This is a genomic window from Sphingomonas sp. PAMC 26605 (genome assembly GCF_000241485.1).
In the GTDB taxonomy this organism is placed as follows: Bacteria; Pseudomonadota; Alphaproteobacteria; order Sphingomonadales; family Sphingomonadaceae; genus Sphingomonas.
Map to the genome: position 1 here is coordinate 692934 of NZ_JH584241.1, position 13847 is coordinate 706780.

10 protein-coding genes are annotated in these 13847 nt (G+C 68.7%); 8 read left to right on the forward strand and 2 right to left on the reverse strand.

Features of this window, described 5'->3' with window-relative positions; translation table 11 throughout:
- The 6 genes from RH90_RS03020 to RH90_RS03045 all read left to right on the forward strand — a co-directional run.
- Positions 1-771: D-alanine--D-alanine ligase (locus RH90_RS03020; RefSeq protein ID WP_010183804.1), on the forward strand; the 771-nt coding region annotated here is incomplete at its 5' end.
- On the forward strand, positions 768-1751 hold the full coding sequence (locus tag RH90_RS03025) for a cell division protein FtsQ/DivIB (protein WP_010183805.1): 984 nt from the start codon (positions 768-770) through the stop codon (positions 1749-1751). The genes RH90_RS03020 and RH90_RS03025, both read left to right, overlap by 4 nt.
- Before the next feature lie 29 nt (positions 1752-1780).
- A complete protein-coding gene (gene ftsA, locus RH90_RS03030; RefSeq protein WP_010183808.1) occupies positions 1781-3043 on the forward strand; it encodes a cell division protein FtsA in 1263 nt (420 codons plus the stop codon).
- Positions 3044-3154: 111 nt separating this feature from the next.
- Complete coding sequence (gene ftsZ / locus RH90_RS03035; RefSeq protein WP_010183809.1) at positions 3155-4630, forward strand: cell division protein FtsZ; 1476 nt, start codon at positions 3155-3157, stop codon at positions 4628-4630.
- A gap of 121 nt (positions 4631-4751) precedes the next feature.
- Positions 4752-7154: an SPOR domain-containing protein gene (locus RH90_RS03040; protein WP_010183810.1), complete on the forward strand. Its 2403-nt coding sequence runs from the start codon at positions 4752-4754 to the stop codon at positions 7152-7154.
- 28 nt (positions 7155-7182) lie between these two features.
- Positions 7183-8355 (forward strand): deoxyguanosinetriphosphate triphosphohydrolase, encoded by a 1173-nt coding sequence (locus RH90_RS03045; RefSeq protein ID WP_010183812.1) that lies wholly within the window; start codon positions 7183-7185, stop codon positions 8353-8355.
- Positions 8356-8413: 58 nt separating this feature from the next.
- On the opposite strand, the gene RH90_RS03050 is transcribed toward RH90_RS03045, so the two are convergent.
- Positions 8414-8707: a hypothetical protein gene (locus RH90_RS03050; protein WP_010183813.1), complete on the reverse strand. Its 294-nt coding sequence runs from the start codon at positions 8705-8707 to the stop codon at positions 8414-8416.
- A 211-nt stretch (positions 8708-8918) separates the two neighbouring features.
- Between RH90_RS03050 and RH90_RS03055 the strand changes: the two genes are divergently transcribed.
- Complete coding sequence (locus RH90_RS03055) at positions 8919-10475, forward strand: DUF1800 domain-containing protein (protein ID WP_010183814.1); 1557 nt, start codon at positions 8919-8921, stop codon at positions 10473-10475.
- Between the two features lie 51 nt (positions 10476-10526).
- Positions 10527-11639 carry a DUF1501 domain-containing protein gene (locus RH90_RS03060; RefSeq protein ID WP_010183815.1) on the forward strand — a complete coding sequence of 371 codons (1113 nt, stop codon included), beginning with the start codon at positions 10527-10529 and terminating at the stop codon, positions 11637-11639.
- Between the two features lie 204 nt (positions 11640-11843).
- On the opposite strand, the gene RH90_RS03065 is transcribed toward RH90_RS03060, so the two are convergent.
- Entirely contained in the window at positions 11844-13760 is a 1917-nt protein-coding gene (locus RH90_RS03065; RefSeq protein WP_010183816.1) for a CocE/NonD family hydrolase, read from the reverse strand.
- Positions 13761-13847: the final 87 nt, after the last annotated feature.

The following is a 13847-nucleotide window of genomic DNA, read 5'->3' on the forward strand; positions in this document are numbered from 1 at the left end:
AAGCCCGACGTCGTGTTCAACGCGCTCCACGGTACCCCCGGCGAGGACGGCTCGGTGCAGGGGATGCTCGACCTGATGGGGCTGACCTATACGCATTCGGGGCTCGCGACCTCGGTGATCGCGATCGACAAGCAACTCACCAAGCTGCTGCTCGTCCCCGCCGGCATCCCGATGCCGGGCGGGCGGATCGTCAAGTCGGAGACGCTGTACGACGCCGACCCGCTGCCGCGTCCCTATGTGCTCAAGCCCGTCAACGAAGGCTCCTCCGTCGGCGTGGCGATCGTCACCGCCGAGGGCAATTACGGCAACCCGATCGCGCGCAGCACGCCCGGCCCGTGGACCGAGTTCGACGAACTGCTCGCCGAACCCTATATCCGCGGGCGCGAACTCACCACCGCGGTGCTCGGCGACAAGGCGCTCGGCGTGACCGAATTGAAGCCGCTGAGCGGCTGGTACGATTACGAATCGAAATATACTGACGGCAAGACCGAGCATATCTTCCCAGCCGCGATCCCCGACGAGATCACCGCCGCGTGCAAGCAGATCGCGCTCGATGCGCACCGCCTGCTCGGCTGCAAGGGCGCGTCGCGCTCGGATTTCCGCTGGGACGACGAGGCCGGGGTCGACGGGCTGTTCCTGCTCGAGGTCAACACCCAGCCGGGGATGACTCCGCTCAGCCTCGTGCCCGAACAGGCGCGGCATTGCGGCATTTCCTATCCGCAGCTCGTCCAGGCGATCGTCGATGAGGCGCTGAAGGACAAGGCGCCATGACGAGCGGCACGATCAAGCGCGGCACCGCCCGCCGCCCGGTCCAGCCCAAGCGGCGCAAGCCGCCCAAGGCGTCGACGATCGACAAGCTGATCGCGATGCTGCCGGTCAGCGAAGCGACGCTCCACAGAATCGCGACCTGGTCGATCATGGGTGCGGTCGGCGCAGCGGTGCTCGTCGGCGCGACCTATCTCGGCGTGCCCGCGGCGATCGGCAGCGCGATCGGCGAGGGGATCGGCGATGCGGGCTTCCGCGTCACCAACATCCAGATTACCGGACTCAAGCGGATGGACCACAACGTGATCTACAAGATCGCGGCGAACCAGCCGTCGATGGCGATGCCGCTCGTCAGCCTCGAGAAGATCCGTCAGGATCTGCTCGCGCACAGCGGCTGGATCGAGGACGCGCATGTCTCGCGCCGCCTGCCCGACACGCTGCTGGTCAACGTGATCGAGCGCACGCCGAGCGCGATCTGGCAGAACAAGGGCCAGCTGGCGCTGATCTCGGCGAACGGCACGTGGCTCGAGCCGGTCAATCCCGAGGCGATGCCCGATCTGCCGCTGGTGATCGGCGCGCATGCGAACGAGCAGGAGCCGGCGTACAAGCAATTGCTCGAGGTCGCGCCGGCGCTCCGCGGGCAAGTCAAGGCGGCGACCTGGGTGGGCAATCGCCGCTGGACGCTGACCTTCGAGAGCGGCGAGACGCTCGCGCTGCCCGAGGGCGACGAGGCGGCGGGCAAGGCGCTGGTCCGCTTCGCGCAGCTCGACGGGGTCAAGCCGCTGCTCGGCAAGGGCTGGCTCGGCTTCGACATGCGCGACCCGACGCGGCTGGTCGCGCGCAAGCCCGGGCTGGTCGACAACAAGGCGATCACCGATCCTTCGGCGACGACGCCGGCGGGAACACCGGTGACGGGGCAGGCGACGCTCCCGGCGAAATCGGGCGTGACCGAAGCGAAACAATCGGGGCCAGCGGGCCAAGTATAGCGTAAAGCGGGCGTAACAGGGGAAGCAGCATGGCGAAGACAGCACCGGAAGGTCTCATCACCGCACTCGACATCGGCTCGTCCAAGGTCTCCGCGATGATCGCGCAGAAGGGCGATGGCGGCGAATTGATCGTGCTCGGCACCGGCCAGCGCGAGAGCCGCGGCGTCAAGCGCGGCTATATCGCCGATGCCGCCGCGACCGAAGTCGCGGTGCGCGAGGCGGTCGAGCAGGCCGAGCGGATCGCGGGCATGAACATCGAGAACGTGTGGGTCAGCTTCTCGGCCGGGGGGCTCGTGTCCGACGTCGCCTCGATCGAGTTCGAGCTGGGTGGGCACCGGGTCGAGCAGTCCGACATCGACGCGCTGTTGCAGGCGGGGCGGGATTCGATCGATCCGGCCGGCCGCATGGTGCTGCACGCGCAGCCTGCGCTCTACACGCTCGACGGGCTCACCGGCGTGAAGCGCCCGCTCGGTCTGCATGCCGACCGGCTCGGCGTCCACATCCATGTCGTCGCCGCCGACGGATCGCCGGTGCGTAACCTCGGCCTGTGCGTCGCCAATGCGCATCTCGAGGTGAAGTCGATCATCGCCTCGCCCGTCGCGACCGGCATGGCGTGCCTGTCCGACGAGGAGCGCGAGCTTGGCGTCGCGCTGGTCGAGCTGGGCGCCGGCATCACCAACGTCTCGCTGTTCGCCGGCGGGATGCTCGTCGGGCTGATGTCGATCCCGATCGGCGCGCAGGACATCACCGACGACATCGCCTCCGCCTTCGGCACGCGCCGCGCGCAGGCTGAGCGCATGAAGTGCGTCCACGGTTCGGCCAACGCCTCCCCGCGCGACAACCACGAGATGATCGACGTCGCGCCGATCTCGGCCGAGGACGATGCGCATGACGGCACGCGCATCACCAAGGCACAGCTCATCGCGGTGATCCGCCAGCGGCTCGACCATCTGATCGGCGAAGTCGGCAAGGCGCTCGCCGAATTGAAGTTCGAGGGGCCGGTCGGGCGCCAGGTCGTGCTGACCGGCGGCGGGGCGGAGCTCAAGGGCATCGCCGATTATGCGCAGCAGGCGCTCGGGCGCTCGGTGCGGATCGGCCGCCCGCGCGGGCTGACCGCCTTGCCCGAGGCGCATGCCGGGCCGGCTTTCGCCACGCTTGCGGGGCTCGCTTTCTATGCCGCGGCCGACCCGGTCGATCTGCGCGCGCTGTCGGGCAAGCAGCAACTGGTACATCGCCCTAAGGGATTTGCGCTGTTCCGCCGCCTGATCGCGGCAGCCCGCGCGAATTATTAAAGATTTGCTACTCGTTTGTGCGGTTCGCTCTGGAAGGACCGCCAGTGATGGTGCAAGACTACACCTATATCAGTTTCGCGCCGGGGTGTGGGCGCTGTTTGGAGACCGGACATGAGCATCGAATTTTTGCCGCCAGAAGTCGATGAGCTCACGCCGCGCATCGCCGTGATCGGCGTCGGCGGCGCTGGCGGCAACGCCATCGCCAACATGATGCGCGCCGATGTGCAGGGGGTCGAGTTCCTCGTCGCCAACACCGACTCGCAGGCGCTCAAGCAGTCGACCGCGAGCCACAAGATCCAGCTCGGCGCGAAGATCACGCAAGGGCTCGGCGCCGGGTCGCGCCCCGAGATCGGGCGCGCTGCCGCCGAAGAGACGATCGAGCAGGTCACCAAGATGCTCGAAGGCTCGCATATGTGCTTCATCGCCGCCGGCATGGGCGGCGGCACCGGCACCGGTGCGGCCCCGGTGATCGCCAAGGCGGCGCGCGACATGGGCATCCTGACCGTGGGCGTCGTCACCAAGCCATTCGCCTTCGAGGGCACGCGTCGCGCCAAGAGCGCCGAGGCGGGCATCGAGGAGCTGCAGAAGTATGTCGATACGCTGATCGTCATCCCCAACCAGAATCTGTTCCTCGTCGCCAATGCGAACACGACCTTCAAGGAAGCGTTCCAGATGGCGGACGAAGTCCTGCAGCAGGGCGTGCGCGGGATCACCGACCTGATGGTCATGCCCGGCCTCATCAACCTCGACTTCGCCGACGTCCGTTCGGTGATGCAGGAAATGGGCAAGGCGATGATGGGCACCGGCGAGGCCGAGGGCGACAATCGCGCGATCGAGGCGGCGTCGAAGGCGATCGCCAACCCGCTGCTCGACGGCGTCAGCATGAAGGGCGCGAAGGGCGTCATCGTCTCGATCACCGGTGGCGACGACATGCGCCTGCTCGAAGTCGATGAAGCCGCGAACCACATCCGCGAGCTGGTCGACGAAGACGCCAACATCATCTGGGGGTCTGCGTTCAATCCCGATCTCGAAGGCAAAATCCGCGTCTCGGTGGTCGCCACCGGCATAGAAGCGGAAACCCGCCCCGTTCCGGCAGCACCGCCGGTGTCGCGCGCGTTCAGCTTCTCGGGCACCAAGAAGCCCGAGACGCCGGCTGCGCCGGCCGCCGAGGCCGTGCCCACCGCCGAGCCGACAGCCGAGCCTGCGCCGCAGGAGGACGAACTCGTCCTTGGCAGCGAGACGGTCGTCGCCCCCGAGCCGGCGCCGGCTCCGGCCCCCACGACCGCGCCGGTGACGAGCTTCGACGACACGGCGCCCGCGCCATCGGCACCCGCTGCCGACGACACCGCCGCCGAAGCGCCGACGCGCCGCCGCTGGCTGTCGCCGGGTGCGCCCGTGGCCGAGGCGGCACCCGCCGCCGCACCCGAGCCCACGCCTGCTGCTCCGGCGCCGCGCGTCAAGCTCGGCGGTACGCTGTTCGAGCGCATGTCGAGCGTCTCGCGCGGTGCTGCGCGCGACGAGGAGCCCGCCCCAGACAAGGATCCGCTCGATATCCCGCGCTTCCTGCATCGGCAGAACAACCAGTAACGATCCGCGGATCGCGGCGAGCGGCACCGATCGGCCGCTCGCCGCCACTGGGTGTCGATTGGTCGCAGCGCGGCCGGGCGGTCGCTTGCCGCCTGCGCCATAAACCGCTCTAGGACTGATCATGCGCGCCGTTCGCCTCATTGCCTCCGTATCCGCGCTGACGCTTGCTGCTGCGGCGGGCGCGCAGACGAGCTACCCTTCGCCCTATGGCAGTTCGCCTTATGCCAGCGTGCCGTCGCCTTACGCGGTGCAGCCGCTGTCGGACGCCGATCTGCTCGCGAGCCAGATCCGGCTGCTCGCCGCCAACCCGCAGGATCTGCAGGTGCTGGTGCGTGCGGGCGAGCTCGCGCTCAAGCTCGATGACGATACCGCCGCCGCCGCCTTCTTCGCGCGCGCCGAGCGGATCGATCCGCGCAACGCGCGCGTCAAGGCGGGCGAGGGGAGCCTGCTCGTCTCGGCCGAGCGGCCCGGCGACGCGCTGCGCCATTTTGCCGAAGCCGAGCGGCTCGGCGCCGATCCGCGCAGCTTTGCCGCCGACCGCGGTCTGGCCTATGATCTGATCGGCGAGCAGGAACGCGCGCAGCGCGATTACCGCGTTGCCTTGCGTGCGGGCGCGAACGACGAAACGCAGCGGCGCTACGCGCTCTCGCTCGGGATTTCGGGGAAGCGCGATCTCGCGCTGACGCAGATCGACACGCTGCTGCGCAAGAGCGACCGCGGCGCGTGGCGCGCGCGCGCGTTCATCCTGGCGATGTCGGGCGACAAGGCCGGCGCGACCAGGATCGCGACGAGCATGATGCCGACCGGAATGGCGCAGGGGTTGCAGCCGTTCTTCGATGTCCTGCCCAACCTGCGCCCGGTCGATCGCGCCTTCGCGGTGCATTTCGGCGAGGTCCGGCCGAGCCTTGATCGCGTCAACGATGCGCGCCTCGTCCCGCCGCTCGCCGCGCTCGGGCCTGATCCGACCGCCCCGGTGCAAGTCGCCGCAGTGGTGAAGGCGCCGGTCGTCGTCGACGCGCGCGAGGAACGGCGGCGCGCGCGCGAAGCACGCCGCAACCGCGGCCGCGTACAGGTTGCGGTCGCTTCGACTCCGCCCGCCGTGCCGGCCGAACCCTTGCCAGCACCGCCGGCTTACGGTTCGACCGCGCCGCGGGTCGCGCTCGCCGCCAACACGCCGCGCGCCGTGCCGATGACGACTGCGCCGACGACATCCTTCGTCCAGCGTGTGCCGGGCACGACGCAGACGTCCCAGCCCTACGCATCGGCGCAGCATGCCCCGACCACGCCGTACGTCCAACCGCTTCCTGCGCCGCACTATGCCCAGCGTTCGCCGTCGACGGTCACGCAGGCAGCCAATCTCGCGGCGAACCCCGCGCCGACGGCAGCGGCCACGCCACGATCGTTGGCTGCGCCCACATCGCCCACATCGCCGAGCGTGTCGCGCCCGGTCCAGCTTGCCGCGCTCCCGAGCGGATCCGTCGCGACGCCCGTTGTCCCCGCGGCGACACCGTATCGCAGCGCGGTTCCGACCGCAGCGTCGCTTCCGGCTCCGGCAACCGCCGCGCCATCGTCCCCCGTCGTCCAGGCCGCTACGATCACCCCGCTCCCGGTCGGTGAGCGCAGCGCGGCTCCGTTGACCGCGCGCCTCGGCGTGCCGCCCGCGGCCGTCACGAGCGGTAGCGTCGCGCGTGCCACCCCTGCCTTCGCCGGTACGCCATCGGCAACGCTCGTGCCGGAGCCGCCCGTCGCCGCACCGCCATCGGCCAGCACGGGCACGCTCGCCGCCGCTGCCGAGACGTCCACCACGGTCGCGGCCCAACCGCCGGCAGTGGTCACGCCACCGCCCGCTGCACCGACTCCGGTGCGGAGCGAGGATACGATCCTCGCGGCGATCATCTCCGACATCAAGGTGCCGGCCGACGAGCGGTCACCGCAAGCCACGGGCCGTGCCACGCCGGCACCGATCCAGCGCGCGCTCGCCTCGGCGCCTTTGGTGGATACGACGCGCGCCGACGAACTTGCCGCCGAGAAGAAAGCTGCGGCCGAAAGGAAGCTCGCGGAGAAGAAGGCCGCGGATCAGGCCGCGCTCGCCGACGCGAAGAAGGCGGCGGCCGACAAGAAGCTCGCCGACGCCAAGAAGGCGGCCGCCGAAAAGAAGATCGCCGACGCGAAGAAAGCCGCCGCCGACAAGAAGCTCGCCGATGCCAAGGCGGCAGCCGAGGAAAAGCGCAAACACGACCCCAAACTGCTCGAACCCTCGCGAATCTGGGTGCAGGTCGCGGGCGGCGCGAACGAGGCCGATCTGCCCAAGCAATGGTCGAAGCTGCGCAGCGGCAACAAGCAGCTCGCCGGCCGCAGCGGCTGGACGACCCCGCTGCGCGCGACCAACCGCATCCTGACCGGCCCGTTCAAGACCGAGGACGAGGCGCAGACGTTCGTCAACAAGATCGCCAAGGACGGCCAGTCAGGCTTCGTCTTCGTCAGCGACGCCGGCCAGAAGATCACCAAGCTCGGCGCGAAATGACCTTTTCGATGATGGACGACCGACCGCGATGACGCTGCTTGCGCCCTGGGCCTCTCACCCGGAGCGCAGCCGCGGTCGCCTCCACGAAGAACAAAAGGGGGGCGAGTCCGATCGAGCGCGCGGTCCCCGCGACGCCTTCCAGCGCGATCGCGACCGAATCATCCATTCGATCAGCTTCCGTCGGCTGCGCCACAAGACGCAAGTGTTCATGGCGCCCGACGGCGACCATTTTCGCGTCCGGCTGACGCACAGTCTCGAGGTCGCGCAGATCGCGCGCACCGTGGCGCGCACGCTCGGGCTCAACGAAGATCTGACCGAGGCGCTGTCGCTCGCGCACGACATCGGCCATCCGCCCTTCGGACATGCCGGCGAGGACGCGCTCGAGGCGGCGCTCGCGGGGCAGGGCGGGTTCGATCATAACGGGAACACGCTGCGTGCTTTGATGACGATCGACAGTCCGTATCCGCGCTGGAACGGGCTTAACCTGACGTGGGAGACGCTCGAAGGGCTGGCCAAGCATAACGGCCCGGTCAAGCAGCCGCGCTGGGCGCTGGCCGCATGCGACGCGGCGTTCCCGCTCGATCTGCGCGCCTGGTCGAGCCTCGAGGCGCAGGTGGCGGCGATCGCCGACGACATCGCCTATGACAATCACGATATCGACGATGGCCTGCGCGCAGGGCTGCTGACGCTCGACCAGTTGCTTGCGGTTCCGTTGATCGCGCGCGGCTGGGATACGGTGCGCGCGCGCTTTCCCGATGTCGCGCCGGCACGGCTGATCGGCGAGCTGATCCGCTCGCAGATCGGCGCGATGGTCAATGATTTGATCGCCGAGACGCGGGCGCGCTTGGTCGGCATCGGTGATGCAGCGGATGTGCGCGCCGCAGGGCGCTGCCTGGTCGGCTTCTCGCCCGCGATGCGCGAGGACGAGCGCGTGCTGAAACGCTTCATGTACGCCAACCTCTATCACCACCCGCGCCAGCTCGCGGCGGCGCGGGTAGCCGAGGGAGTCGTCGGTGGGCTGTTCGCCGCCTATCGCGACGATCCGCGGCTGATGCCGGGCGACTGGGCCGAGCGAATCCCGCTCGACGAGCCATGGCGCAGCCGCCACGTCGCCGATTTCATCGCCGGGATGACCGACCATTATGCGATCGCGCGCTACCGCGAGGTGGTCGGGCCGATCGATCTGCCCGAAGGGTTTTGAACCCGTTCGACGGCGAAGACCGGGCGTATCGAAACTGCGACACGCCCGGCCGGAGCGCTCAGCGCAGTGCGAGGGCGGTCGAGGAGGTCAGCTTGGCTTGGGCGTTGGGCACAGTGAACGAAACCGGGACGCCGCCCGAAACGCCCGTGATCTGGTCGCCGCGAACGTTCAGTTCGAACGCGCTCCCCGACTGGCGGCTGCCGCTGATCAGGACGTGGTCGCCCTTGTCGATCGTCTTGTAAGTGTAGGTCTCGCCATCGCGCGTGAAGGTGTGGCTGGCGCCGTCCTTGGCGAATGCGGGCGAAACCGAAACGGCGAGCAACGCGGTGGCGGCGAAGACGGTCTTGAGCATGATCGTTCCTTTCGAATGTCGAAAGCCGATCCCGCATCCTCTCCCCGAAGATGGATTGTGCTGATGGCGCGATTATATTGCAGCGCAGCATACGACCAAGCGCAAAGACTGCGCGACCAGTTGCACCAAACGAACGCCTAGGGCCGCGCCGGGGATAATTCTGCGACAGGTCGGTTCTACACCGAGCTAAGGCGTAGCGAAGGACGCGGCGATGAGTAAGGCAAGTATCGCGCTCAACCGGTTCGGTTTGGGCGCACGCGGCGACCAGCCGGTCCCGGCGGACCCGGTCGGCTGGTTGACGGGACAGTTTGCGCGTTACGACCCGCATCCCGACGCAATCGCTGGCGCGGCGACCAGTGCAGCGGTTTCGGCCGAACTCGCCGATTATTTCCGGCAGCAGCGCGCCTTGCGCGCGCAACAGGGCGGCAGGCGCGCCATGCCGCCGGCCGGTGCGGCGGCGGTCGCGCCGATGCCGGGCGCGGCGCCGGCGGGTCTGGAGATGGGCGCGCAGGCGGTCCAGCCGCCGGGAATGACGCCGCCGATAATGGCTGCCCCCGCCAAGCCGCCGCGCGACGACGCGATGAAGCAGGCGCGCCAGTTCGCCGCGCGCGCCGGGCGCGAGGATTATGCCGGTGCGGTCGGCGCGCGTGCGACGCAGGCGCTGATCACCGACACGCCGTTCGTCGAGCGCCTGGTGCATTTCTGGGCGAACCATTTCGCGGTTTCGGCCGACAAATTGCAGGTCGTCGGCCTTGCCGGAACGCTCGAGTTCGAGGCGATCCGGCCGCACGTGCTGGGCTCGTTCCACGATATGCTGATGGCGGTCGAGCAGCATCCGGCGATGCTGCTCTATCTCGACCAGGCGGTGTCGGTCGGCCCCAATTCGCCGCTCGGGCAGCGGATCGCCGCGCGCGCGGCGGTGAATGGTGGGCGCAAGGTCGGATTGAACGAAAATCTCGCGCGCGAGATCCTCGAGCTCCACACGCTCGGCGTGCGGACCGGGTACAGCCAAACCGACGTCACCGAATTCGCGCGCGCGATGACCGGCTGGACGGTCGCCGGGATCGGGCAGGGGCCGGGCGCGCGTGCCGCCGGGACCGACGGGCTGCCCGGCGACTTCGTCTTTGCAGCGCCGTTGCACGAACCGGGCGACCGCGTGGTGATGGGCAAGACCTATCCTGCCGGCGGCGTCGAGCAAGCCAGCGCGGTGCTCGCCGACGTTGCGGTGTCGCCCGCCACGGCGACGCATATCGCGACCAAGCTCGCGCGGCATTTCGCCGGGGACACCCCGCCACCGGCGATGGTCGCGCGGTTGCAGGCGGCGTTCGTGAAATCGGGCGGCGATCTGCCGACGGTGTATCGCGCGCTGATCGCGTCGCCCGAGGCGTGGGTCGAGCAGCCGCTCAAGTTCAAGACGCCGTGGGAATGGACGATCTCGTCGATGCGTGCGCTCAACGTCAAGACCGCCGATCCGCAGGCGATGGTCGGGCTGCTCAATCAGCTCGGCCAGCCGATCTGGAAGCCCGGCCAGCCGGTCGGCTATGACGATATCGCGGGCAGCTGGGCGGGCCCCGATGCGGTGCTGCGCCGCGTCGAGGCGGCCGAGCGCTTCGCCTCGCGCGCGGCCGCGACCGATGCTCGCGCGCTGGCACCGAAGATCCTGCCCGGCGCGGTGAGCCCGGGCACCACCACGGCGCTCGCCAATTGCGAGAGCCCGGCGCAGGCGCTTGCGCTGCTGCTCGTCGCCCCCGAATTCATGCGGAGATAGATCATGTACGCCCCTGTTTTTGATCGACGTTCCTTTATCGGTGCCAGCGCAATGGGTGCGCTGGCGCTCGCGCTCTCGCCGCGGATGGCGTTCGCCAAGGCCGAGACCGACAAGCGCTTCATCTTCATCATCCAACGCGGCGCGGCCGACGGAATGGGGATCGTCGCGCCGGTCGGCGACCCCGCCTTTGCCGGCGCGCGCGGCGATCTGGCGGCGGACTTTGCGGCTGCGCCAAAGCTCGACGGCATGTTCGCGCTGCATCCGAGCATGGCGGCGCTCCACGGCCTCTACGGCCAGAAGCAGGCGCTCTTCGCGCATGCCGTTGCCTCGCCGTATCGCGATCGCTCGCATTTCGACGGGCAGAACGTGCTCGAGAGCGGGGGGCTCAACGCCTATCAGGTCAAGGACGGCTGGCTCAACCGGCTGCTCGGCGTGCTGCCGCCGACCCAGGCCAAGGCGATCGCGGTGTCGGCGACGGTACCGCTCGCGCTCCGCGGCAAGATCGACGTGTCGTCCTATGCGCCCTCCAATTTGCCGCAGGCGTCGGACGATCTGATGCAGCGCGTTGCGATGCTCTACCAGGGCGACAGTCAGCTCCACGGGCTGTGGAGCGAGGCGATGAGCACGCGGCAGCTGACCAGCGATCTCGCGGCGGGCGGCGGCGCGAATGCGGTCGCAACCGGTGCGCTCGCCGCGCGCCTGCTCGCCCCCGCCAATGGCGCGCGGATCGCGATGATCGAGACCGGGGGGTGGGACACGCATACCCAGCAACGCCAGCGGCTCGGCGCGCAGTTGAAGGGGCTCGATGGGATGATCGGCGCGCTACAGGCCGGGCTCGGGCCGTTGTGGAGTGATACGATGGTACTCGTCGCGACCGAATTCGGCCGCACCGTCGCCGTCAACGGCACCGGCGGGACCGATCACGGCACGGGGAGCTCGGCGATGCTGCTCGGCGGCGCGGTGCGCGGCGGGCGGGTGCTGGCGGACTGGCCGGGGCTGGCGCAGGCGGCCTTGTTCGAGGGGCGCGACCTCAAGCCGACGCTGCAGCTCGACGCCTTCATCGCCGGCGCGGTGGCGGGGCATTTCGGGGTCGAGCCGGCACGCGCGATGGCCGCGCTGTTCCCGCTGAGCAAGGGGACGAAGGCGGTCGACGGGCTGGTGTGAGCGGCCTCCGCTCGCGGAATTCCATCCGAACCGAAATGCGCTTCCCCGGCGACGGCCGGGGCCCAGGCGAGAAATGAGTCGCAAGAGCGTGCAGCGCCCGATGACGACCGTCTCGCTCCTGGACCCCGGCCTTCGCCGGGGAAGCGCTTCACGACCTCGCCCGACCGTCACCCCGGCACGAAGCCGGGGTGACGGTGGTGAGTGTTACTGCGCCACTACCGGCAGCAACACCGCGCTCGCCCCAGCGGCGCCATGCTCGATCGTCACCGTCGCCTTCTTGTAGTCCGCAGGCTTCGCCAGGAAGATATTCGGCACAAAAGTCTGCGGGTTGCGATCATAGACCGGGAACAGCGACGACTGCACCTGCACCATGATCTTGTGACCCGGCAGGAACTCGTGGTTCACGGCCGGCAGACGGAAGCGATATTGCTGCGTCTTGTTCGCCGGGATCGCGCTCGGCTTGGCGAAGCTCTCGCGATAGCGGCCGCGGAAGATGTCGAGGCTGATCGCGAGCTGATAGCCCCCCATCTTGGGGTTGCTCGCCACTTCGTCGGGATAGACGTCGATCAGCTTGACGACCATGTCGCCGTCGCTGCCGGTCGTCTTGGCGAAGATGTCGGCCCATGGCACGCCCGAAACCTTCACGGTTTTGGTCAGCACCGGCGTCGAATAGCTCATCACGTCGGTGCGGCCGTCGACCGAGCGCTGGTCCAACACCAGCCAGTCGCCCCAGCGGCCATCGTCGAAATTGATCGGGCGCGGGAGATAGGGGACGGGGTTGGCGGGGTCGGACACATAGCTGTCGCCGCCGCTCGCCGCGCGCTCGAAGCCGAGGCCCTTGTCGGCCTGGAGATAGAGCGGGGTGAGGGGGGTGTCGCAGCCGGTGTCGCACGACAGCGGCCATTTCGGGAAGCGGTCCCAATGGTTCGCGCCGGTGTTGTAGATCGCGGCGGCGGGCAGCGTGACCGCGGGACCGTCCTTCAGATACTGGTTGAAGAAGGGCAGCACCATATCCTCGCGATACTGCTGCGCGGTGTCGCCGTTCCACGTCAGCGGGCCGAGCGTGCGGCCGTCGCGATTGACCTGGCTGTGGCGCCACGGGCCCATCACCAGATAGTTGTTCGACTGATGCCCGGCCTTGACCAGCGCCTCGTAGCTGTGAATCCCGCCCCACATGTCCTCATGATCCCACAGGCCCTGTTCCCACAGCGTGGGGACGTTCGAGGGGCTTGCGGCGAGCTGCGTGTCGAGCGCCTGGCCCGACCAGAAGCTGTCATAGGCGGGGTGCTGGACCATGCGGTTCCAGTAGGGCAGCTGATCGTAGCCCGACTTCTTCGCCCAATCGCCGGCCGAGATGGTGCGGAAATTGTCGTAATCGTCATAGCCGCCCGACGGCGGCGCTTTCCCTGCGCCCTTGTAGCCGGTCTGCGCGCCGAGCCAGCCGATATTGGGCAGGCGGAACGCGCCGTAATGGAACCAGTCGTCGCCCATCCAGCCGTCGATCATCGGGCTCTGCGGCGCCGCGACCTTGAGCGCGGGGTGGGGATGGAGCAGCGCCATCACCACGGTGAAGCCCTCGTAGGACGATCCGATCATCCCGACCTTGCCGTTCGACTGCGGCAGGTTCGCCTTGTTCACCAGCCAGTCGATCGTGTCATAGGCGTCGGTGGTGTGATCGACCTTGGTCTGGTTGAGCGGGCCGATGACGGGGCGCGTGACGACATAGTCGCCCTCCGAGCCGTATTTGCCGCGAATGTCCTGATAGACGCGGATATAGCCGCCTTTGACGAACATCTCGTCGGCGAGCGGCAGCGTCGAGAGTTCGCTCGCGCTGTCGCTGCGGTTGGCGCGGCCCTTGGCGTTGTACGGTGTGCGCGTCAGCACGATCGGCGCGTTGGTCAGGCCCTTGGCATAGACGATCACGGTGTAGAGCTTGGTCCCGTCGCGCATCGGGATCATCACCTCGCGCTTGACGTAATCGTTCTGCGCTTCGGGCGGGCTGAACTTCGCCGGGATGTCGCCGCCGACCGCGGCCGCGGTTGGGGCCTTCTGCTGGGCAAGAACCGGCGTAAGCGCGATCGCCGCGGCGGTGGTGGCGAGCAGAAGTGCGGTGCGATTCATGGGCGACCTTTCGGAAGGGAGATGCGCCGTTGGTAGGCGCAGTGTCGTGCTGCGATCAACCACCGAAATCCTCCCCGGAACGGGGAG